The sequence below is a fragment of the Nocardiopsis sp. ATB16-24 genome, assembly GCF_030271535.1.
In the GTDB taxonomy this organism is placed as follows: domain Bacteria; phylum Actinomycetota; class Actinomycetes; order Streptosporangiales; family Streptosporangiaceae; genus Nocardiopsis.
Genome location: NZ_JASCXJ010000002.1, coordinates 174881 through 196675 on the forward strand (window position 1 = coordinate 174881; position 21795 = coordinate 196675).

Here is a 21795-nt window from a genome sequence, read left to right on the forward strand (position 1 = left end):
GGAGGAGGCGTCCCTTTTCCCCGTTCTGTCACACCCGCCCCCTAGGTTCTCCCGTGTGAGCGATCGATGGAGTACCGACGACGTATGGGCTCTGGCTCCGGACGCCGCCTCCCACAAGGCCGCCCTCAAGGTGGCCAAGGACGGCTCCTGGCCCGAGCGCGGAGTGGTCGCCGCCCCCGCGGGCGGCGCCTCCGCCTTGTGGGGCGAGTGCAAGGGCAGTGGATCCAAGCCCTACCTGGCCGCCGTGCACCTGGACGGCGCCGGAGGCCCCGCGTACAAGTGCAGCTGCCCCAGCCGCAAGATCCCCTGCAAGCACGTCCTGGGCCTGCTCGCCCTGTGGGCACAAGAACAGGTCGATCTGCGCGAGGAGAGGCCCGACTGGGTCTCCACCTGGCTCTCCGACCGGAGCGCCCGACAGGAGCGCGCACGAAGCGGCGCCTCAGCCACGGCCACCGACCCGAAGAAGGCCGCCGCCACCCTCCGGGAGAGGGAGGAGTCGGTGACGGCGGGGATGGAGGAACTCCGGCTCTGGCTGCGCGACCAGATCGACGCGGGACTGGCCGAGGCCCCCAAGCACGGCTACGACCACTGGGACCGCATGGCCAAACGCCTGGTGGACGCCAAGGCGGCCGGGGCGGCGTCCCTCGTGGAGCGGTTGCCGGGTCTGGTCCGCGCCGACGACTGGCCCGAGCGTCTGCTCGAACGACTCGCCCTCCTGCACCTGCTGGCCCGTGGCCACCGCGCGGGCGAGGCACTGGACGCAAGGGTCCGCGGCGCCGTACGCGCCCGCGTCGGCATCGCCACCAGGGTCGAGGACGTCCTGGCCCGAGGCGAACGCGTCCAGGACACCTGGCGGGTCCTGGGCCTGCGCGACACCGTCGCCCCCGAGGCCGGCATGCGCGCCCGCCGCCTGTGGCTGCGCGGTACCGAGAGCGGACGCACCGCCCTGTTCCTGAGCCACGCCCGCCCCGGACAGGCCCCCGCCACCCCCTTCCGCGTCGGTACCGACGTGACCGCCGAGTTCGCCTTCCACCCCGACGGACACCGCGCCGTCGCCGTCGACCAGGGCCGGACCACTCCGGCCTCCCCACCGGCGGGGGGAACGGCCGCCGAGGCGCTCGACGCCTTCGCCGCCGCCCTCGCGGAGGACCCCTGGACCGAGGCCTGGCCGATCGTGCTCGACCGTGCCGTACCCGGCCGCGAGGACGATCGATGGTGGCTCATCGACCCCGACGGCGCCGCGCTGCCACTGACCACCTCCGAACCCTGGCACCTCCTCGCGGTCACCGGCGGACACCCCGCCACCATCGCCGCGGAGTGGTCGCCCGGCGAGGGCCTCACCCCCATCACCGCATGGGGCCCCGATGGAAAGGCGGTCTCCCTGTGACCGACGCGCGCACCCCCGCACCCCCGACCCCCGCCGACTCCTGGGACGACCTGGTCTCGGTCGCCCTGGTCGGCACCTCCCGACGCGGAGTCCCCCACACCCCCGACCTGCCGGACGTCCCCGGGACCGGGAACGACGAGGCCGCCCTCGCCCTGCTGGACCGCGCCGCCCTGGCCGTCGTCCGCCGCGCGGCCGGACACGTTCCCCGGACCGGCGTCGCGCCCGTCCCCACCGCCGCCGAGGACCCCCGTCCCGAGGTCGGCGAGGCCGCCACCGACCACCTGAACCACATCTTGGAGCACAAGCCCGAACTCCTCCCCGAGTGGCTGGAACTCGTGCTCTCCAGCGGACGGCGGGCCGCGCACGCCAGTGTCCCCGCCCTGCTCGACCGGGGCGTGCGCGACGGCCGCCTGCGTCCGGCACTCGCCACGGTCGTCGGTACGCGAGGACGGTGGGCGGCCGGCCTCGACCCCGCATGGGCCTACGTCCGGGACGAGCCCGCCCCCGAAGACCGCTTCAGCGAACGGGACTGGGAACACGGAGACCCGGGCCAGAGGCGTCGCTCCCTCCTCGCCCTGCGCGCCACCGACCCCGACCGCGCGCGTGAACTCCTCACGGGGATCTGGCCGGGTCTGGCCAGGGCCGACCTGCGCCGCCGCCTCCTGGAGACGTTCGCCATCGGCCTTGGACCCACGGACGAGGACTTCCTCGAAGGGGCGCTCGACGACCGTAGCGCCGGCGTGCGCGGACTCGCGCTGTCCCTGCTCAACCGGCTCCCCGACGGCGCCCACGCCCAACGACTGCGCGACCACGTCCTCGCGCACGCCCGTCCGCGCGAGGACGGCGCGCTGTGGGTGGACCCGGTGGACACACGCGATACCGCCCTCCACCGCGACCTGGCCCTGGCCGCCCCCTCCGCAGGCGCCGAGAACGACTCCGAACGGTTCGAGCGGGTCTGGGCCCTGGTCACCCACGCGCCGCTGGACGTGTGGACCACTCTGCTCGGTACCGACTCCGCCGGGGTCGTCGCCGCCGCGATGAAGAAGACGGCGGAACCCGCAGGGCTCTTCGAGGCCCTCGCCAACGCCGCCGTGGTCCAGGAGGACGCCGCATGGGCCAGGGCCCTGCTGGAAGTCCTCGGCCCGGCCCTCTCCCGGACCCGGCCCGTGCGCACACGAGAACCGTTCCGCCTGGACCGGCTGCTGGACCTGTTGCCTCCGGAGGAACGCTACGCGCGCGTGCTCCACGCCCTGACCAGGACGGACTCGCTCCACCGCTACGGGGAACTGCTCCAGGCCACCCGGGGCCCGTGGTCCGCGGAGCTGTCCGCCGAGGTCCTGCGGCGCCTGCACGCCCCACGGCGCGGGAACGACCACGCGGGCTATCGGCTGGTCTGTGAGGTCGCCGCCCTGCGCATGCCCCCCGCCCACGTCGCCGACCTGCACCCCCAGCTCCCCTTCGACGACTCCACCGCCGACGCCTACCTCCACCTTCGGGACACCCTCCGCTTCCGTCACGACATGCACAAGGAGCTGTAGTTGACCACCTCCGCACCCTCCCTCCGCACCGACGCCGCCCAGGCCCTGCGCCCGCACGCGGAGCAGACCTACGCCGCCGAGATCGAGGCGCTGGCCAAGGTCGACGACCGTCAGCGTCCCCCCGGCTGGCGGCTCTCCCCCTGGGCGGTCACCCGGTACCTGTTGGGCACCACCCTGGACGACGGCACCGAGATCACCCCCAAGTACATCGGTGCGCGCCGTATCGTGGAGGTCGCCGTGGCCACCCTGGCCACCGACCGGGCGCTGCTGCTCATCGGCGTCCCCGGCACGGCCAAGACCTGGCTTTCCGAGCACCTGGCCGCCGCGATCTCCGGTGACTCCACCCTGCTCGTCCAGGGCACGGCGGGGACCTCGGAGGAGGCCGTCCGCTACGGCTGGAACTACGCGAGGCTGCTCGCCGAGGGACCCTCCGAGGCCGCCCTCGTGCCCAGCCCGGTGATGACCGCCATGGCGCGGGGGAGCATCGGCCGTATCGAGGAGCTCACGCGCATGCCCTCAGACGTGCAGGACGGCCTCATCACCGTGCTCTCGGAGAAGGCCCTGCCCGTGGCGGAGCTGGGCATCGAGGTGCAGGCCCAGCGCGGGTTCAACATCATCGCCACCGCCAACGACCGGGACCGAGGAGTCAACGACCTCTCCAGCGCCCTGCGTCGTAGGTTCAACACCGTGGTGCTGCCGGTGCCCGACAGCGCCGAGGACGAGGTGCGCATCGTCACCCAGCGCGTGGAACAGCTCGGCCGCTCCCTGGAACTGCCGGAGGTGCCCACCAGCCTCACCGAGATCCAGCGGGTGGTCACGGTCTTCCGGGAACTGCGCTCGGGGGTGACCGAGGACAACGGAACCAAGGTCAAGTCGCCCAGCGGAACGCTGAGCACCGCCGAGGCGATCTCGGTGATCACCAGCGGGATCGCGCTGGCCGCGCACTTCGGCGACGGGCGACTGCGGCCCGCCGACGTGGCGGCCGGCATCCAGGGCGCCGTCGTCCAGGACCGGGTCTCCGACGGTGTGGTGTGGCGCGAGTACCTGGAGACCGTCGTCCGCGGTCGCGAGGGCTGGGGCGACTTCTACCGTGCCTGCCGCGAGGTGGGCGCCTGATGGCCCGACCCCGACTGGACACGAGCGGACTGCACGTCCTGGGCGTACGACACCACGGCCCCGGATCGGCCCGAGCCGTCCGGGCGGCCCTGGAGGAGATCGAGCCCGACGCCGTGCTGATCGAGGGACCACCGGAGGCGGACGCGCTCACCGCCCTGGTGGGCGAACTGGAACCGCCGGTGGCGCTGCTGGTCTACGCCGACACCCCCAAGGGCGGCAAGGAGCCCGCGACGGAGGGGGACGCGAGGGACAGGTGGGCGTTCTGGCCCTTCGCCACCTTCTCCCCCGAGTGGGAGGCACTGCGCTACGCGGTGACCACCGGTGTCCCGGTGCGCTTTTGCGACCTGCCCGCCGCGCACACCATCGCCGAGCGGATGGCCGAGGAACGGCACGGTGAGAACGAAGGCGCGGAGAAGGAGGGTGCGGACGACGGCGAGGTCGGCGAGCCCGAACGTGTCCGGCTGGACCCCCTCGGGGTCCTGGCCGAGGCCGCCGGTTACGACGACGCCGAACGCTGGTGGGACGACGTCATCGAGCAACGCGGCGACGGCGAACCCTCCCCGTTCCCCGCGATCGCCGACGCCATGGCCGCCGTCCGCGCCGAGTCCGGTCCCGTACGAGGCAGGGAGGCACGTCGGGAGGCGTACATGCGCCAGACCCTGCGCGCCGTGCTCAAGGAAGGACACGAAAAGGTCGCCGTGGTCTGCGGCGCCTGGCACGCCCCCGCCCTGCGCGAGGTGTCCGACCACCCGATCAAGGACGACACCGCGCTGCTCAAAGGACTGCCCAAGGTGAAGGTCACCGCCACCTGGGTGCCCTGGACCCACGGACGTCTGGCCACGGCGAGCGGCTACGGCGCGGGTGTGGCCGCACCCGGCTGGTACCACCACCTGTTCACCGCCCCCGACCGGCCGGTGCACCGCTGGTTGACCGACGCCGCCAGGATGCTGCGCCAGGAGGGGCAGTCCGTGTCCTCCTCCCACGTCATCGAGGGGGTACGGCTGGCCGAGAGCCTCGCCGTGCTGCGCGGGCGTCCGCTCGCCGGACTGGAGGAGGTCTCCGAGGCGCTCACCGCCGTCCTCTGTGAGGGCGAACCCGTCCGGGCCGCCCTCGTCCACTCCCGGATGGCGATCGGTGAACGGCTGGGTTCGGTACCCCCGTCCACCCCCATGGTCCCCCTCCAGCGCGACCTCATCGCCGCACAGAAGCGGTTGCGGCTCAAACCCGAGGCCGTCACCCGAGACCTCGACCTGGACCTGCGCAAGGATAACCAGCGCGAACGCGGGGTACTGCTGCACCGGCTGCGGATGCTCGGCGTGGAGTGGGGCGTTCCCCGCAGGTCGGACACGGGCAACAAGGGCACCTTCCGGGAGTCCTGGCGGCTGCGCTGGGACCCGGACATGGACGTGGCGTTGATCGAGGCCTCCCGGTGGGGCACCACCGTGGCCTCGGCCGCCACGGCCAGGGCGGTCGACCTCGCCGGAACCGCGGACCTGCCCGGGTTGACCTCGCTCACCGAGCAGTGCCTGTTCGCCGAACTGGAGCGGGCACTGCCCCGGGTGCTGTCCCTGCTCACCGACCGCGCGGCCACCGACGGTGACATCACCCACCTGATGGCGGCGCTGCCCCCACTGGCGCGCTCGACCCGCTACGGGGACGTGCGCGGCACCGACGGCGCGCACCTGCGCGTCGTCGCAGAGCAGATCCTGCGCCGCGTGTGCGCCGGACTGGCCCCGGCGGCACACGGGCTGGACGACGACGCGGCCGCGCGGTTCGTCGGGCACATCGACGCCACGCACACCGCCGCCGCGCTGCTGGGCGGCGAGGCCGTCCAGGACTGGAACGCGGCACTGCTCTCCCTGGCCCGACGCGACACCCTGCCGGGACGGATCGCCGGACGGGTCAACCGGATGCTGGCGGACGCCGGACTGGTGGAGGCGGACGAACTGCGCCGCCGCCTCGGCCTGGCTATGTCACCGGGGGTCGACGCCGCGGGGGCCTCCGCCTGGCTTGAGGGCTTCCTCCAAGGCAGTGGTCTGATCCTGGTGCACGACCAGCGCCTGCTCGGTCTGATCGACACCTGGCTGCTCGGCCTGCCCGAGGAGCGTTTCATCGCCGTGCTGCCGCTCCTGAGGCGCACCTTCGGGGCCTTCGACGGTCCCGAACGTCGGGAGATCGGCGCCGCGGCACTACGGCTGGGATCGGCCCCCGCCGCCGACCACACGGCCCCCGTCAGGGTGGACGTGGACACCGAACGCGCGGCCCCGGCCCTGGCCACCGCGCTGGCCGTCCTCACCGAAGGAAGGAACCGCGGATGAACACCGTGGACGAACGGGAACGCCGCTGGCGCCTGGTCCTGGGCCGGGAGGCACAGTGCCCCTCGGGGCTCGGTGCCGCCGACCAGGGGATGGACGGCGCACTGGAGGCGCTGTACGACAAGGGGGCCTCCGAGTCCGGTGCCGGAGGTCGACGCCGCGCCGGCCTGGGCGGCTCGGCGCCCCGGGTGGCGCGCTGGCTGGGCGACATCCGGGAGTACTTCCCCTCCTCCGTGGTGCGGGTGATGCAGAAGGACGCCATGGATCGGTTGGGCCTGCACCAGCTCCTGCTGGAGCCGGAGATGATGGAGGCCGTCGAACCGGACGTTCACCTGGTGGGGACACTGCTGTCCCTCAACCGGGTGATGCCCGACCAGGCCCGCGAATCCGCCCGCGCGGTGGTACGCCGGGTGGTGGAGGAGCTGGAACGCCGGGTGGCGCAGCGGACCAGGTCGCTGGTGCAGGGGGCGATCGACAGGTCGGTGCGAACCCACCGACCGCGCCGGACGGCCGACATCGACTGGAACGCGACCATCCGCCGCAACCTGGCCCACTACCTGCCCGAGCAGGGCACGATCGTGCCGCAGACCCTGGTGGGCTACGGGCGGCGCAGTCGCGGGGTGCACAAGGACGTGGTGCTGGCCATCGACCAGAGCGGTTCGATGGCCCCCTCGGTGGTCTACGCGAGCGTGTTCGGCGCGGTCCTGGCCTCCATGAGGACCCTGCGCACGTCCCTGGTCGTGTTCGACACCGCCGTGGTGGACCTGACCGAACAGCTGACCGACCCCGTGGAGGTGCTCTTCGGTACCCAGTTGGGCGGGGGCACGCACATCAACAAGGCCGTCGCCTACTGCCAGGGGTTGATCACCAGGCCCAACGACTCGATCTTCGTGCTGATCAGCGACCTGTGCGAGGGCGGTGTCCGAGCGGAGATGTTGAGGAGGGTGGCCGCGATGCGGGCCGCCGGGGTCCAGGTCGTGGTACTGCTGGCGCTGTCGGACGAGGGCGCGCCGTTCTACGATCGTCGGAACGCGGCGGCGCTCGCGGAGATGGGCGTGCCGGCGTTCGCGTGTACTCCGGACGTCTTCCCCGAACTGATGGCGGCGGCCATCCAGGGGGAGCCCCTCACGTCCTGGGTCGACAAGCACCAGGACGCCTGATCGGGGCGGGCGGGGCCGTGGCGGTCCCCGTCCGCCCTCTGACCGGCCGTGTCCGCCGCGACCGTGCTTGCGTGGTCGCTTTCGGCGCCGAAAGTGGCCACAGAAGCACGGTCGCGGGAAAAGGCGGGCTTGTTCGGCCGAGGGCCTCCGAGCCGCGGCGACGTTCCCGGTGTCGCGGCGGCTCTGGAGGCCCTGGCTCGGCCGGTGGTCACGGTCGGCGGTCCTAGACTCCGGCCTCCACCTTCGGAGAGGAGGTCTCGTCCGCCGGGAGGTCACGGTCCAGCGGAACGAGGAACTCCCCGTGGTCCATCTTCTTCACGCCGTCGACATAGAGGGTCGGTTGGAGGACGACGAGGTCCATGTGCAGGTTGCTCTCGACGGTTCCGCCGACGTCCGAGTTCGTGCCGAGCCCGAAGTGGACGGCTCCGTAGATGTTCTTGTCCTCACGCTGGCTGCCGACGATCTGCGCCTTCTTGTTCAGACCGATGGAGGCCTCGGTGGGGAACTCGTAGGCGGACTCGTCACCGAAGTCCCGCAGGTGGTCGCGGAACCGCTTGGCGTCCCGGTGCCCCTTGATGTCGACGATCCGGCCGTTCTCGATCGTCAGCAGGATGGGCTCGTCGATCTTGCCGAGGTGGTGCATGGTGAGGTCGGCGGCGTAGACGCCGTTCGCGGTGCCCTCCACCGGAGGAACGTTGAACTCGCCACCGGGGAAGAGGCACGCGTACATGGGGCTGCCCTCGCGCCCCTCCTCGGTGCGGCGGTAGGCCTTGAACGGATCCCAATCCTGGCCGCGAAGCGGCGGGACGAAGATCCTGTTCTCGACGCTGTACTCCAGGTCGGTGCCGAAGTCCGAGGTCACGCGAGCGGTCTTGGCGCCCTCACCGAAGACGTTCTTCGCCGCGTAGTGCTTCATCGTGGCGATCTCGTGATAGTCGGCCGTCGCCGCGCCGTATTGGAACATCTCCAACGTGACCTGGCCGTCCAGGCAGATCGTGGGGATGCCGGAGGCCATGGCGGCCATGGAGGCGGGGGAGTGCAGCATCGAGGTGGAGGCCACCAGGACGTTCACGTCGGCGGTCATCATCGCCGACGCCACCACGCTCGGCGGGTCGTAGTAGTCGGCGGGACGGGGTTCGAACATGGCCAGGGTGGGCTCGGCGCCGATGTCCTCGACGATGGACATGATCGCCTGCCACACACGGGCGTCCTGCCGCGTGTCCGTGACGATGACGACCTTGTCGCCCTCCTCGACGTTGGAGGTGAAGGGGCGACGCAGGTACTTGAGCGGTCCTGTGATCATTGACATTGACTGTGCTCTTTCAGGTTTCCGACGGGATCACTTGCTCTTGTGGAGCTTCAGGGGGATCTTCTTCCTGCTCCGCACGACGTTGTTCAGGCGCAGTTCGGGTTCGCCGGCGAGCTCGATGGACTCGTACTCCCGCACGAGTCGGGTGAGGATGACCTCGGCCTCCAAGCGGGCGATCATCTGCCCCAGGCAACGGTGGATTCCCACACCGAAGCCCATGTGGCCCGCGGTGTTGCGGTGCGGATCGAACGTGTCGGCGTCCTCGCCCCAACGACGTGGGTCCCGGTTGGCCGAGGCCAGGGACAGAAGGACCTTCGCGTCGGCGGGGATCTCCACACCGTGCACCTCGACGGCCTGGGTGGTGGTCCGGAAGAACAGCTGCACCGGAGCGTCGTGGCGCATGGTCTCCTCGATGGCGCCCTTGACGAGTGCGGGGTCCTCCTTGAGGTCCCTCCAGTACCGAGGGTTCCTGGCGAGGGCGAGGAGCGTGTTCCCGATCAGCGCGATGGTGGTGTCGAGCCCGGCGGTGAGGACCGACCGCACCAGAAGGGCCGCCTGCTCAGCGGTGATCAGTCCCTGGTCGTGCGCCGCCCAGATGTCGGCTCCGAAGCCCGTGTCGGCGAGGTTCTCGCGCTTACACGCCTCCTCGATCCAGGCGTGGACGGTGTCCGCGTGGCGGAAGGCGTCGTGGTAGATCTCGTTCTTGGGACCCTCTGAGTTGAAGGCCATGAGGCCATAGAGCAGAAGGTTGTCGCGCCCGTCGGGGCGGACACCGACCGAGTCGGGGAAGACCGCGATCGGGAACGCCTCGGCGATCTCGGTGGCACCGTCGATCTCGCTCCGGTCCCCCAGCGCGGCGACGTGTTCCTCGGCCGTGGCCTCGAACTGCGCACGCAGGTTGCGGATGGCCCTCGGCGAGAAGATGCCGTTGACGATCTTGCGCATCTCGGTGTGCTGGGGCGGGTCGGCGTTGAGCAGGAGGCTCGGTTTGCGCCATGCCTGCTCCTTGGCCGTGTCAGTGATGCCCACACCCCGGCTGGAGCAGTACGTCTCCCAGTCCGACATGGCGGCCGCGACGTCTTCATGGCGGTACATGGACCAGAAGCCGTACTTGGTGTTCTTCACGACCGGTCCGGCGTCGCGCAGGCGAGCGTACCGATCGTACGGAGACCGGAGCAGTCCCTCCTCCCACGGGTCAGTGGGATCTTCTACAGCCAACATGCGCTACCTCCATAGCGTTCTGTCAGAGCAGGCGGACGATCCGTATCGTTCTGTTGTGGAATACGGACGTTCCGCAGTAAGAACCATACACGTCGGTCTTGTCTGAGCGAAGACCCCGTGCGACATGCGCATACTGCACATTCTTCTCCTCTTGACAGCACTGTGGTCGTGGTTACTCTTGTGGAGACCTTGCTGAACGCAACGCATGTTCTGCTTAGGAGTGAGATGCAGCCCAGGATCACCTTCGTCCACCCCGACGGGACGCGGGACGACGTGGACGTCGCACCCGGGCGTTCGGTCATGGAGGCCGCCAAGATCAACCAGGTGGACGGCATCGTGGCCGAGTGCGGGGGCAACGCGATGTGCGCCACCTGCCATGTCTATGTCGCCGACGAGTGGACCGAGCGTCTGCCGGAGATCAGCATGGTCGAGGAGAGCATGCTGGAGTTCACCGCGTGTGAGCGGACCGACGCCAGCCGTCTGAGCTGCCAGATCGAGGTCACTGAAGAACTCGACGGCCTGGTCGTCGAGCTCCCCGAGGAGCAGCTGTGAGCGTGGACGACGTCGTGATCGTGGGCGCCGGCCACGCCGGTGTCCAGACCGCGGTCACGCTGCGCAAGCGCGGTTTCGAGGGGCGGATCAGCCTTGTCGGCGCCGACGACGAGGTGCCCTACCAAAGGCCCCCGCTGTCGAAGACCTACCTTGAGGCCCTGGTCGGTGGCGAGGGGGCCCTCGGGGGTCTGCTGGACCTTCAACCGGAGAGCGCGTACGAGAAACTGCGCGTCCATCTCCTGCGTGGCCGCGAGGTGACGGCTCTGGACCGTGACCGTCGCCTGGTCCACACCTCCGACGGCGAGGAACTGCGTTACGACAAGCTCGTGCTCGCGACGGGGGCCCGCCCCCGCACACTGGATCCGCCGGAGGAGGTCTCCGATCGTGTCGTCCACCTCAGGACGAAGTCGGACACGGAGCGTCTGGCGCGACTGGTGGGACCCGGTGCGAAGGTCGCCGTTCTCGGCGGCGGGTTCATCGGACTGGAGGCCGCCTCCGTCCTGTCCCGGCTCGGCGTCGAGGTCCAGGTCTTCGACAACGCCCCCAGGGTCCTGAACCGTGGGCTCAGCACGCGCATGGCGGACCACCTGGTCGAACAGCACCGCCGCAACGGAGTGTCCATCCACACGGACTGGTCGCTGGAGCGGGTGACCACGGGCGAGCACCGACCCGTGGCGCTGTTCTCGGACCGGGGGGACGGATACGAGTGCGATCTCGTCCTGACCGGGATCGGTGTCCTGCCGGAGACCGGCCTCGCGCGTGCCGCCGGACTGACGGTGGACGACGGTGTCGTCGTGGACGGGTCCCTGCGCACCTCCGACGGCGACATCTACGCGATCGGGGACTGCGCACGGTTCCCCTCGGACCGCTCGACGGGCGGTTCCCTCCGGCTGGAGTCGGTACAGAACGCGACCGAACAGGCCAAACACGTCGGCAACGCGATCGCCACCGGCCAGGACGGTGAGTACGAGTCCGTTCCCACCTTCTGGACGGAGCACTGGGGCCTCCGGGTCCAGATGGCGGGCATCGTCGAGCCCGGGGACGAACTCGTCGTCTCCGGAGAACCGGACGAGGGCGCCTTCTCGGTGCTCGCGTTCCGCCACGGCCGCCTCGTCGCGGTCGAGTCGGTCGACCGACCGATCGATCACCTGTCCGCACGTCGGATCCTCGGCGACCGGGAGAACCTTCCGTCCGCGCGGGATCTGGACGCATACGAGTACGACCTGACCGCGTGGTCGAAGAGGTCGCGGGAATCTTCAGTCCGAGAGGTCGTGGGCCGCACATGACGCCCGAGAGCGTGAACGAGAACGGCCGGAAGCGCGACCCCGTGGCGCGTGCCTTCCAGGTGCTCACCTACATGATCGAGCAGCCACAGATCGAGTTCGGTGTCCGTGAGATCGCCAAGGCGTGCGAGCTCCAACCCAGCACGGTCCACCGGGCCCTGGGCTCCCTGATCGAGTCGGGCGTCATCGTCCAGGACGAGGGGTCGGACAACTACCGCGTCGGCCTGGACCTGCTGCGCCTGTGGAGCCTCACCCACAAGAAGGCCGACATCCGCGGACTCGCGCGCAAGAGGTTGCAGGCCGTCGTGGAGGCCTGCAACGAGACGGTCATCCTCGGCCTGTACGACCGACGACGGCGGCAGATGCTCCGGGTGGACAGCATCGAGTCCAGCCACCCGCTCCGATACGTCTTCGACCTGTTCCAGTGGACCGAGATCTACCGGGGCGCCTCGGGACTCTCCATCCTCGCCAACCTGCCCGACGACGAGTGCGCCGAGATCCTCGCCGCCGCCGAGAGGGCCGGCGACTCCCCGTGGCCGGGCCGAGCCCTGGCCCAGGCCGAGATCGACCGGATCCGCGAACAGGGCTACGCGGTCACCCGGGGACGGCGGATTCCCGGTGCCGTCGGTATCTCCGCGCCGATCTTCGACCACCAGAACGACGTCGTCGGCAGCTTCATCCTGACCGTCCCAGAACAGCGCATCGACGACGCGCGACTGCCCACCTACGTGGATCTGGTCGTCAAGGAGGCGTGTGCGCTCTCCAGGGACCTGGGTGCGCTCCTCGAACAGGACCGGAAGGGAGGGCCGTCGCGTGACTGAGACGCGGGCCGACGGTATCGTCCTCGTTTCCCCAGCTGGTAGCACGGGTGACATATGGTGGCGAGTCCGGAACGAACTCACGTCCGAGCTCGATGTCCGGGTCTTCGACCACCGAACGGTCCCGGTCGACCCTGGTACCGGTCGGAGCTTCGAGGCGGTGGCCGAGGCGCTCATCGACCGACTCCACGCATGGCGCTTCCAACGCCCCGTGGGTGTGGGCATCTCGATGGGCGGCATGGTGTTGCAGTACGCGGCCGCCCGTGCGCCCCACCTCTTCCATTCGCTCGTGATCGGTAACACCAACCACCGACAGGGCGACGCCCAACGGGAGGCGATCCTTCGCAGGTCCGCAAGGGCTCTGGCCCCGGATTTCGAGGGATACGTCACCGACGTCCTGAGCCGCTGGTTCAGTCTGACGTTCCGCGACTCCAACCCCTCGGACGTGGTGCGGACCCGGCGCATCCTCCAGAACGTGACCCCGGGGGAGCACGCCGAGGACTGGCGGATGATCTCGGCACTGAACGCGACCCCCCTGCTGCCCCGGATCACCTGTCCCGTCACGGTCATCGCCGCCGACGGAGACGAGTCGACCCCGGTGCGCACACAGGAGGAGATCGCGAACCTGCTGCCCCTCTCCCACCTCACGGTGATCGGGGGAGGCGCCCACATGTCCTGCGTCGAACGGCCGGACGTATGGGCCCGGAGCATCCAAGAAGCCGCGTCCGCGGCTCCGGGGACACATGGTCGCCCCGCACCGAGCAAGTGAAGTGAGCTGGAGGAGAAAGCTAGTGCCCCGTGCAACGAAGCGGCTGGACGTCGTCGTGGTGGGAGCCGGCATCGGTGGTCTGGCCACCGCGCTGGCGCTCCTCAAGGAGGGCCACCGCGTCCGGATCTACGAGCGCGCCGAGGAACTCAGCGAGGTGGGAGCGGGACTACAGGTGAGCCCGAACTCCACCCGGGTGTTGGAGTACCTCGGGGTCGGGGAGGCGCTGGCGGCCACAGGTGTACGGCCGGAGCGGCTCGAAAGTCGGGACTGGGAGCAGGGAGAGCTCCTGGGCACCCACGAGATGAACAGCGAACCGCTGAGGTACGGCGCCTACCACTACCTCATGCGGCGCGCGGACCTGCTCGACGCGCTCGTCTCGGCGGTCCCCGCCGAGGTGATCCACCTGGGTCGGACCGTGGTGGACATCGAGCAGGGCGACGAGAGGGCGGCCATCGTCCTCGAAGGCGGCGAACGCGTCGAGGGTGACGTGGTCGTGGGCGCCGACGGCATCCACTCGACGGTCTCGCGTCTGCTCTTCGACGTCTCCAAGCCGCGCTTCTCCGGCACCGTGGCCTACCGCGCGCTTCTTCCCGCCGGTGATGTCCAGGACCTCGACCTGCCGAACACGTCCACGAAGTGGTGGGGGCCGGTCGTCGAGCACCACCTCGTGCACTACTACGTGAGCTCGCTGAAGACCTTCAACATCATCGCCGTCGTTCCCGAGGAGGGGTGGGAGACCGAGTCGTGGACGGCGAAGGGCGAACCGGAGGAACTGGTCAAGGCCTTCGCCGACTACGCCGACCCCATCCCCGAGCTCGTCCGCCGGGCCGGCACCCCCCTGAAGTGGGCGCTGCACGAGCGCGAGCCGCTGGAGAAGTGGTCCGAAGGACGCTTCACCCTCCTCGGTGACTCCTGTCATCCCATGGTCCCGTTTTTGGCCCAGGGCGCCGCGATGGCGATCGAGGACGCGGTCGTGCTGGCACGAGCCCTGTCCAAGGCCGAGGAGACCGGCGTCGAACAGGCGCTCAAGGTCTACGAGACCACCCGCCGTTCCAGGACGGCCCACATTCAGAACCAGGCACGATCGACACCCCCGACACGTGGAAGCTCCGCGACTGGATCTACGAGTACGACGCCATGACCACCCCTCTTCTCACCGACGCGGACGTCGCTGAGACGGCAGACGCTGGAGGCAACCGATGAAGAAGTCCCTGTCCCTGATGGCCGGTGCGAGTGCCCTCGCCGTGCTCCTGTCCGCCTGCGGAGGCGGAGGCTCGGCCGGGGACGAGGAGTCCGTGGACGAGATCGTCTTCTCCGTCTGGGAGACCGGCATGACCGGCACGCTCCCCCTCGTGTTGGCCGACGACGAGGAGATCCAGGAGGAGTTCGGCGTCAACGTCTCGGCGCTGACCACCCCGAACCTCCCCGAGGTCTACCAGAACCTCCTCGTCGGAAGGGCGCACGCCAACGTCGGCGCCCCCGAGACGATGGCCTCCCTCCGCGGTGAGGGCGGCGACATCCGGATCGGCGGTGTGGTCGCACCGAACACCGTGTCGATCCTTGGACCGGAAGGCGACTTCTCCCTGGAGGACCTGAAGGGCAGCCGACTGGCCGCGATCACCTCCTCCGGCGCGTGGGCGATCCTGACGGCACGCCTGGAGGCGGAGGGCATCGACGTCGACGAGGACCTGGAGGTCGTCAGCGTCTCCAACACGCTCACCGGCGCCGCCTAGGTCGCGGCGGGGACCGCGGACTACGTCATGGGATGGGAGCCCTCGGTCGACCAGACCCTGAACCTCTACCCCGACTTCGACGTGCTGGTCTCCACCGAGGACCTGAACCTGGAGAACTCCTGGCAGTTCATCCTCGGAGTCAACGACGACATCTCCGACGAGGACGTCGAGGCGCTCCTGGGCGCTCTGAACGCGGCCGCGGACAAGATGCGTCAGGACCCCGAACTGGCGGACTCCTACGGTGAACGCCAGGGCTACACCGACGACACCGTCTCCCGTGTCCTGGAGGACGAGAGCCTCCCGATCGACGCTCGCCCGCTCGACGACGAGATCCGCGAGTCGTTGCTCGCCGACCTCACGACGGCGCACGAGGCGGGCGCTCTCACGACCGAGCCCAGCGCCGACGTCTTCCGCTGAGGAGGTGGACACTATGACAACGAGTACGCCAGTGAGCACCAAGGAGAAGCCGTCGTCGAGCGCCGCGGGCGCCCCTGAGAAGGCGACGTCGGGCAACCTGCTCCGCGCGGTCAAGGACAAGTGGGCGCTGGCCCTGGTCGTGGCGGTCATCCTCGGGCTGGTGCAGCTTTCGAGCATGATCCTCCCGCCGTTCCTCTTCCCCGGACTCGGCGACATCGCGATGGCCGTGGTCGACATCCTGGCCAACCAGAAGTCGGACATCCTGATCACCATGGCGCGGTTCGTGGTGTCGCTCGTCGTGGCGATCGCCGCCGGGTGGATCATCGGCCTGGTGATGGGCGCGTTCCGGAGCACGGTCGGCGCCCTCTTCACCCCGCTGTTCTCCATCATGCAGGCCGTACCGGCCCTGTCGTGGGTCCTCCTCGCGGTGCTGTGGATCTCCGACATCAACATCCGGATCGGGTTCATCTGCTTCGCCATCAGCATGCCGCTCATCGCGATCGCGGTGTACGAGGGCATCCGCAACATCGACCCGGAGATCGTGGAGGCGGTCGACCAGTTCCGTCCGACCAAGCTCCAGGCGCTCCGCATGCTGCTGATCCCGCAGTCGGTCGTCTACATGATCATGTCGCTCCGCTCGACCACCGCCTTCACCCTGCGGATCCTGGTGTTCGCGGAGCTCATCGGTGCCGCCAGCGGTATCGGTCAGCGGATGCAGGTCGCACAGACGAACTTCCAGCTCGACATGATCTTCGCCTGGACCTTCCTCCTGATCCTTGTCAACTTCGCCCTGGTGTATCTGATCGACGTCGCTGAGAAGCATCTTCTCGCCTGGCGTGGAGAGGCGGTCATCCGATGAGTCCCAACATCATTGAGGTCAACGACGTCTCCGTGTGGTTCGGGGACTTCAACGCGGTCTCCGACCTGTCCTTCTCCATCTCGGAGGGCTCCCGGGTCGCCATCCTGGGGCGTACCGGTGCCGGAAAGTCCACCCTGCTCAACCTCCTGGTCGGAAACCTGGAGCCGACGTCCGGCACGGTCCGCGTCGCCGGACACGACCCGGTGCGGGAGCGCCGGGAACTTCAGGGCCTCCTGTCCATGGCCTACCAGTCCCCTCGGCTCCTGCCCTGGCGCACGGCGCGCGAGAACGTCGAGGTGGGGATGGAGATCCTCCGTGTCCCCAAGGCCGAGCGGCGCGAACGCGCCGAGCACTGGTTGAGGATGGTGCACCTGGACAACGCCGGCGACCGCTACCCCGCACAGCTGTCCGGCGGAATGCGGCAGCGCACCTCCCTCGCCCGAGCCTTCGCCATCGGCCCCCGGCTGATCTTCCTGGACGAGAGCTTCTCGGCCCTGGACGAGGTGACGGCGAAGGGCCTGCGCGCCGACTTCGTCACCATGTCGGAGGAGTCGTCGGTGAGCGCCGTGATCGTGACCCACAGCATCGAGGAGGCGTTCGAGATCGCCGACCGCGTGCTCGTCTTCGGTCGTCCCGCCCGCATCCTCGGCGACTTCGACGCCGCCGAGGTCAGGCGGAAGCACGGTGACAACTTCCTGCCGTTCCGCGAGCACATCCACCAGATGATGGTCGATGCGGAGAAGGCGGACGCGGAAGCGGAGGCGAAGAGCCTTGTCGAAAGCTGACCTGACGACGAACGGCGCCGACCCCGTAGTGGTGGTCACCGGAGCCTCACAGGGCATCGGCGCCGAGATCGTCGACTTCGCCAGGAAGGAGGGCTGGCGCGTCGCGGCCTTCGACGTCAAGGCGTTCGAGGGCGAACAGTCCGAGCGTGTGCGCGCCTGGCGGGTCGACATCGCCGACGAGGGCTCCGTGGCCACGGCCCTGGCGGACGCCGAACGGCACTTCGGCCGCCTCGACGCCCTGGTCAACGCCGCGGCGCTCTTCACCGCGCTGGACCACAAGCCGTTCACCGAGATCGACGTCGACGAGTGGGACCGGGTGTTCTCCGTCAACGTGCGAGGCGCTTTCCTGCTCAGCAAGCACATCACACCGATGCTGCGCAGAGCGGGCGGAGGATCCATCGTGCTCTTCTCGTCCAACGTCGTCTCGTTCGGGATGAAGGACTTCATGCACTACGTCAGCTCCAAGGCGGCCGTCGTGGGCATGGTCCGCGGCCTCGCGCGCGAGTTGGGCTCCGACGGCATCAGGGCCAACGCCGTCGCGCCGGGGTTCGTGACCACGGAGGTCACCGCCAAGGAACGGACGGACGACTACCGGGAGGCGCTCATCGCGCGCCAGGTGATCCCCGTCCCCACCGTTCCCGAGGAGATCTGTTCCGTCGTGGGCTTCCTGATCTCCGATCAGTCCAAGGCGATGACGGGGCAGACCCTCTTCGTCAACCGCGGCACCCACATGGGGGCGGTCTGATGTCCAAGGAGGTGCGGAACGTGGAACGTCCGGTGATCTCGCCGCTCGACGGCAGTGAGATCGAAAGAGCGGTCTGGACCTCCCCGGAGGACGTGGCGCACGCGGTCTCCGGGGCGCGCACGGCGCAACGGGACTGGGCCGCCGCGGAACCGACGGTCCGGCGCCGTGTCCTGCTGGACGTGGCCGCGGCGATCCGGGCGGACGCCGACACGATCGCGCGGCTGGAGTCCCTGAACACGGGCAAGCCCGTCGTCGACACGTTGAGGGAGGCCAAAAGGGCGGCCGACTGCTTCGAGTACTACGCGGGGTGGGTCGACCACGTCGTGGGGGACACGCTCCCCATGGGCGACGCCAACCTGGTCTACACGCTGCGCGAACCGGTCGGCGTGGTCGCCGGCATCGTCCCGTGGAACATGCCGTTCGCCTTCGCCGCGAAGAAGATCGCGCCGGCGCTGGCCTTCGGCAACGCGTGCGTGCTCAAACCGGCGCCCGAGACCCCGCTGACGGCGCTGAGGCTGAAGGACATGGTCGAGGCCGCCGGGGCGCCCGAGGGCCTCGTGCGGGTCCTCGTCGGTGGTGGGGACGTCGGCGCCGCGCTGGTGGAGGCCGACGGGCTCGGACTCATCGTCTTCACCGGTTCGGTCGCCACTGGCAAGGTGGTCTCCCGCGCCGCCGCGGGCAGCCTGGTGCCGTGCGTGCTCGAACTCGGCGGCAACAGCGCGCAGGTGGTGTTCGACGACTGCGACATCGACGCGGCGGTGGAGTCGGTCCTCCTCGGCGGATACGCCTCCACCGGGCAGATGTGCGTGGCCGGACGCCGGATCCTGGTGCAGGAGAGCGTCTACGAACGGTTCGAGGCGGAGGTGGCCGAACGGGTCGAGAACCTGGTGGCGGGGGACGTGCGCCGTCCGGGCGTCTCCATCGGCCCCCAGACCACCGCCGCGCAGCGGCGGATCACCCTCGACGCGATCCGCGAGGCGGAGGCCGAGGGCGCCACCATCCGGGCACAGGGGTCGATCGCCCCGGAGGCCGAGGGGTCCGGCGGGTTCTACGTGCCGCCCACGCTGTTCACCGGCCTTCCGGAGCACTCCTCCCTGCTCCGAGAGGAGGTCTTCGGCCCGGTCGCCGCCATGACCCCCTTCGAGGACGAGGCCGAGGCCCTGCGGCTGGTGAACGACTCGGCCTACGGCCTGGTCGCCGGGGTCTGGACCCGGGACATCGTGCGGGCGCACCGCTTCGCGCGGGACGTGGAGTCCGGCACGGTGTGGATCAACACCTTCCGGGTGTTGAACGACCGGGTGCCCTTCGGCGGGGTCAAGGACTCCGGGCACGGACGGGAGAACGGGGCGTCCTCCTTCGAGACCTACACACGGGTGAAGTCGGTGTGGGCCTCGTTGGAGGTGGGGAAGGGCCACGGCTTCGGCTTCGCGGGAGGGCCCGCGTCCTGACCGGCCCGTGTCCGCCCGGGGAGGGCGGACGGCCGTCACCCGGCCGGGTGACGGCCGGGACGGCGCTTCCACGCGAGGGCGGTCCCGTGGTGGGGCCGGGACCGCATGGCCGCCTGCGCCGCTTCCTCGGTCGGGCCCTGCTCCAGAGCGGGGCCCGACCGTGTTTCTGTGGTCATTTTCGGAGCCGAAAGTGGCCACGAGAGCACGGTCGCGGGAAGAGGGCGGGCTTGTTCGGGCGAGCGCTACCCGGCGCGGGTGATGCTCGACAGGATGTACCCGGGGCGTTGGAGGTCCCGCCAGGTGAACCGGACCACGCGAACGTCGGGGTACCACAGCTGTAGGGCGTTCTGCCGCTCCCGATCCCTGAGCAGGGCCTGCGGTGTGCTGTGTGGACCGACCCCGTCGGCCTCACCGATCAACCTCCGCTCCTCCCACCAGAAGTCCACCACGGCGATGAGAGACCCGGACCCGTCGGTGAAGCCCTGCTGAAGCGCCGTGGGAGGCAGGCCGCCGTCGACGCACACCAGACGGACACGGGTCTCCAGGGGACTCTGCGCACGGGCGTCGGCCAAGGGCCACCACGCGCGTACATTGACGCACCCCCGCCTGCCACGATTGGTCGTCTCGATCCACTCGGTGTCCTCGTCGTCGACCAGACCCTGGTTCAGGGACGAGTCCATGAGGCAGACCGCCGTGTCCCGGTCCACGCGCGTGAGGACGTCCGCCAGGGTCCTGCGCGGGCTCGTCAGGCGGATGCGGTCGCCACGGGTGACGACCTCCTCCTCAGGCACGTTCCAGGTGTGCAGGGTGATCCCGTGGACGTGGCGCTGGGTACCGCGCGCCGGGATGACCATGTGGACCTCCCGACCGTCCCACCGACGGAGTCCCCGCATGCCCCACAGGCGTGCGGCGGTTTCCCCGCCGGCGAAGGCACGGGGCCCCGTGGCCAGCTGGGCGGCCATCACCACGCTCAGGAACATGTCGTCGGTACCGGGGGAGGGGAGGAGGGACCGGACGGAGTACACCTGGGGATAAGGGCTCCCCCAGGCGCCGCCCCGACGCAGGCGGCGCACGTCGCAGTGCCGCACCCCGTGGGCGCGCGCCTGCGGCCAACTGAGGACCCCGTACTGGCCGAACGCGGTTCCGACGGCCGCGGCGACGGGGCCCTCCGACGGCGAGGGCCTTGGAGATTCGTTCTTCCTCATGCCCTCCAGTGTCCGAAGGACACGCCCGTGACGCCGGCCCCATCCCTGACCTGTGGATGAGCGGCCCGTGCCCGCCGCGACCGTGCTTCCGTGGTCGTTTTCAGCGCCGAAAGTGGCCACAGAAGCACGGTCGCGGGGGGAGGGCGGGATTGCTACCCGGGGACCGTGGCCACGAGAGCACGGTCGCGGGGGGAGGGCGGGGATCGCTCAGCGCAGCGTACGCGCGAACAGGTCGGCCAGCTCGGTGTAGTGGCGTTCGGTCGCCTGCTCGTGGTACATGGACGTGTCCTCCATGCAGTAACCGTGGAGTGCGCCCTCGTACACGGCCGTGGTGGCCTTGACGCCCGCACGGGCGAACTCGGCGTCCAGGGCCTTGATCGCCGACGGGGGCATCGAGTCGTCCTTGTCGGCGTGCCCCGCCAGGACCTCGGCCCTGACGTGGGGGACACAGAGGTGCGGGCTGTCCGGGGCGTCGGTGACCAGACCGCCGGTGTGGAACATGCCGACGGCGGCCACCTGGTCCGGCATCTGTGCCGCCGCGCGCAGGGCCAACCGTCCGCCCATGCAGTAGCCCGTGACGCCGAAGGGGGCGCGGGCCACCCCCGGCAGGCCGAGCAGGGTCGAGGAGTAGGCCTCCAGGTCGCGGGCGGCCTCCTCCGGTGTGTGGCCGGCGATGAGCGGGGCCACGGTGGGGAAGAACTTCTGCCGGGCACCGGGCTCGCGCAGGTCGACCTTGGGGCCGAGGTCGGCGGCCCGCCCGTGGCGGTAGAAGACGTTGGGGACCAGCACGATGTATCCCCACGACGCGATGCGGTCCGCGATCCGTTCCAGCTGCGGCCTCAGCCCGATGGCGTCCATGTACAGCAGGACGCCCGGAACGTCCTGGGACCCGTCCGGCCGGGCGACGTAGGCCTCGGCGACGCCGTCGGCGGTGCGGATCTCGATGTGTTCTCCGGTGGTGCTCATATGATCATCCCTGGTCAGAGGCGGCGAGGGGTTCACCCTCCCGAGCATGGCAGGCCCGCCGATGACGGACGGCGCCGGGGTGGTCCCTCGGCGAGCCCCGCCCCAGAACAGTGTTCGGCCGCTTTCGCGCATCCAGGGCCGGGCCCGCCGAGCCGCGAGGACACCGCCG

General features: G+C 70.0%; 20 protein-coding genes. 16 read left to right on the forward strand and 4 right to left on the reverse strand.

All coding sequences use genetic code 11. From position 1 onward, the window contains the following. The first annotated feature begins 130 nt into the window (after positions 1-130). The 5 genes from PFX91_RS02860 to PFX91_RS02880 are packed head-to-tail and all read left to right on the forward strand — an operon-like array spanning position 131 to position 7516. Complete coding sequence (locus PFX91_RS02860; protein ID WP_285729538.1) at positions 131-1387, forward strand: SWIM zinc finger family protein; 1257 nt, start codon at positions 131-133, stop codon at positions 1385-1387. Then, positions 1384-2925, forward strand: coding sequence for a DUF5691 domain-containing protein (locus PFX91_RS02865; RefSeq protein WP_285729182.1), 1542 nt, complete (start codon positions 1384-1386; stop codon positions 2923-2925). Before PFX91_RS02860 ends, PFX91_RS02865 begins: the two co-directional genes overlap by 4 nt. Continuing rightward, entirely contained in the window at positions 2926-4041 is a 1116-nt protein-coding gene (locus tag PFX91_RS02870; RefSeq protein WP_285729183.1) for an ATP-binding protein, read from the forward strand. Next, positions 4041-6359 (forward strand): DUF5682 family protein, encoded by a 2319-nt coding sequence (locus PFX91_RS02875; RefSeq protein WP_285729184.1) that lies wholly within the window; start codon positions 4041-4043, stop codon positions 6357-6359. The genes PFX91_RS02870 and PFX91_RS02875 overlap by 1 nt, the downstream gene beginning before the upstream one ends. Beyond that, positions 6356-7516 carry a VWA domain-containing protein gene (locus PFX91_RS02880; RefSeq protein WP_285729185.1) on the forward strand — a complete coding sequence of 387 codons (1161 nt, stop codon included), beginning with the start codon at positions 6356-6358 and terminating at the stop codon, positions 7514-7516. Before PFX91_RS02875 ends, PFX91_RS02880 begins: the two co-directional genes overlap by 4 nt. 223 nt (positions 7517-7739) lie before the next feature. On the opposite strand, the gene PFX91_RS02885 is transcribed toward PFX91_RS02880, so the two are convergent. Next, positions 7740-8825: an aminopeptidase gene (locus PFX91_RS02885; RefSeq protein ID WP_285729186.1), complete on the reverse strand. Its 1086-nt coding sequence runs from the start codon at positions 8823-8825 to the stop codon at positions 7740-7742. 30 nt (positions 8826-8855) lie between these two features. Beyond that, entirely contained in the window at positions 8856-10046 is a 1191-nt protein-coding gene (locus PFX91_RS02890; RefSeq protein WP_285729188.1) for a cytochrome P450, read from the reverse strand. Between the two features lie 225 nt (positions 10047-10271). On the opposite strand from PFX91_RS02890, the gene PFX91_RS02895 reads away from it, so the two are divergent. From PFX91_RS02895 to PFX91_RS02945, 11 genes are read left to right on the forward strand one after another with little or no spacing between them, the layout of a single operon-like run. After that, complete coding sequence (locus PFX91_RS02895; RefSeq protein WP_285729190.1) at positions 10272-10598, forward strand: 2Fe-2S iron-sulfur cluster-binding protein; 327 nt, start codon at positions 10272-10274, stop codon at positions 10596-10598. Next, positions 10595-11884 carry an NAD(P)/FAD-dependent oxidoreductase gene (locus PFX91_RS02900; protein ID WP_285729192.1) on the forward strand — a complete coding sequence of 430 codons (1290 nt, stop codon included), beginning with the start codon at positions 10595-10597 and terminating at the stop codon, positions 11882-11884. Before PFX91_RS02895 ends, PFX91_RS02900 begins: the two co-directional genes overlap by 4 nt. Next, complete coding sequence (locus PFX91_RS02905) at positions 11881-12702, forward strand: IclR family transcriptional regulator (RefSeq protein WP_285729194.1); 822 nt, start codon at positions 11881-11883, stop codon at positions 12700-12702. The genes PFX91_RS02900 and PFX91_RS02905 overlap by 4 nt, the downstream gene beginning before the upstream one ends. After that, positions 12695-13468, forward strand: a complete 774-nt coding sequence (locus tag PFX91_RS02910; protein WP_285729196.1) for an alpha/beta fold hydrolase — start codon at positions 12695-12697, stop codon at positions 13466-13468. The genes PFX91_RS02905 and PFX91_RS02910 overlap by 8 nt, the downstream gene beginning before the upstream one ends. 22 nt (positions 13469-13490) lie before the next feature. Next, positions 13491-14609 carry an FAD-dependent oxidoreductase gene (locus PFX91_RS02915; RefSeq protein WP_285729198.1) on the forward strand — a complete coding sequence of 373 codons (1119 nt, stop codon included), beginning with the start codon at positions 13491-13493 and terminating at the stop codon, positions 14607-14609. A 58-nt stretch (positions 14610-14667) separates the two neighbouring features. Further along, entirely contained in the window at positions 14668-15201 is a 534-nt protein-coding gene (locus PFX91_RS02920) for a substrate-binding domain-containing protein (RefSeq protein WP_285729200.1), read from the forward strand. 27 nt (positions 15202-15228) lie between these two features. Further along, a complete protein-coding gene (locus PFX91_RS02925; protein WP_285729201.1) occupies positions 15229-15618 on the forward strand; it encodes a hypothetical protein in 390 nt (129 codons plus the stop codon). 13 nt (positions 15619-15631) lie between these two features. Then, positions 15632-16477 (forward strand): ABC transporter permease, encoded by an 846-nt coding sequence (locus PFX91_RS02930; protein WP_285729203.1) that lies wholly within the window; start codon positions 15632-15634, stop codon positions 16475-16477. Continuing rightward, positions 16474-17262 (forward strand): ABC transporter ATP-binding protein, encoded by a 789-nt coding sequence (locus tag PFX91_RS02935; protein WP_285729205.1) that lies wholly within the window; start codon positions 16474-16476, stop codon positions 17260-17262. Before PFX91_RS02930 ends, PFX91_RS02935 begins: the two co-directional genes overlap by 4 nt. Beyond that, positions 17249-18007 carry an SDR family NAD(P)-dependent oxidoreductase gene (locus PFX91_RS02940; protein WP_285729206.1) on the forward strand — a complete coding sequence of 253 codons (759 nt, stop codon included), beginning with the start codon at positions 17249-17251 and terminating at the stop codon, positions 18005-18007. The genes PFX91_RS02935 and PFX91_RS02940 overlap by 14 nt, the downstream gene beginning before the upstream one ends. Then, complete coding sequence (locus tag PFX91_RS02945; RefSeq protein ID WP_285729207.1) at positions 18007-19455, forward strand: aldehyde dehydrogenase family protein; 1449 nt, start codon at positions 18007-18009, stop codon at positions 19453-19455. The genes PFX91_RS02940 and PFX91_RS02945 overlap by 1 nt, the downstream gene beginning before the upstream one ends. Before the next feature lie 242 nt (positions 19456-19697). Here the strand turns inward: PFX91_RS02945 and PFX91_RS02950 are convergent, their stop codons facing one another. Further along, positions 19698-20660: a PDDEXK family nuclease gene (locus PFX91_RS02950; RefSeq protein WP_285729209.1), complete on the reverse strand. Its 963-nt coding sequence runs from the start codon at positions 20658-20660 to the stop codon at positions 19698-19700. A 207-nt stretch (positions 20661-20867) separates the two neighbouring features. Further along, positions 20868-21626 (reverse strand): dienelactone hydrolase family protein, encoded by a 759-nt coding sequence (locus PFX91_RS02955; protein WP_285729211.1) that lies wholly within the window; start codon positions 21624-21626, stop codon positions 20868-20870. Positions 21627-21795: the final 169 nt, after the last annotated feature.

Coding starts and splice junctions, on each gene's coding strand:
- PFX91_RS02875 (WP_285729184.1), top strand. CDS start 4,041: ATGGCCCGACCCCGACTGGACACGAGCGGACTGCACGTCCTGGGCGTA.
- PFX91_RS02880 (WP_285729185.1), top strand. CDS start 6,356: ATGAACACCGTGGACGAACGGGAACGCCGCTGGCGCCTGGTCCTGGGC.
- PFX91_RS02885 (WP_285729186.1), bottom strand. CDS start 8,825: ATGTCAATGATCACAGGACCGCTCAAGTACCTGCGTCGCCCCTTCACC.
- PFX91_RS02890 (WP_285729188.1), bottom strand. CDS start 10,046: ATGTTGGCTGTAGAAGATCCCACTGACCCGTGGGAGGAGGGACTGCTC.
- PFX91_RS02895 (WP_285729190.1), top strand. CDS start 10,272: ATGCAGCCCAGGATCACCTTCGTCCACCCCGACGGGACGCGGGACGAC.
- PFX91_RS02905 (WP_285729194.1), top strand. CDS start 11,881: ATGACGCCCGAGAGCGTGAACGAGAACGGCCGGAAGCGCGACCCCGTG.
- PFX91_RS02920 (WP_285729200.1), top strand. CDS start 14,668: ATGAAGAAGTCCCTGTCCCTGATGGCCGGTGCGAGTGCCCTCGCCGTG.
- PFX91_RS02925 (WP_285729201.1), top strand. CDS start 15,229: ATGGGATGGGAGCCCTCGGTCGACCAGACCCTGAACCTCTACCCCGAC.
- PFX91_RS02930 (WP_285729203.1), top strand. CDS start 15,632: ATGACAACGAGTACGCCAGTGAGCACCAAGGAGAAGCCGTCGTCGAGC.
- PFX91_RS02935 (WP_285729205.1), top strand. CDS start 16,474: ATGAGTCCCAACATCATTGAGGTCAACGACGTCTCCGTGTGGTTCGGG.
- PFX91_RS02945 (WP_285729207.1), top strand. CDS start 18,007: ATGTCCAAGGAGGTGCGGAACGTGGAACGTCCGGTGATCTCGCCGCTC.
- PFX91_RS02950 (WP_285729209.1), bottom strand. CDS start 20,660: ATGAGGAAGAACGAATCTCCAAGGCCCTCGCCGTCGGAGGGCCCCGTC.
- PFX91_RS02955 (WP_285729211.1), bottom strand. CDS start 21,626: ATGAGCACCACCGGAGAACACATCGAGATCCGCACCGCCGACGGCGTC.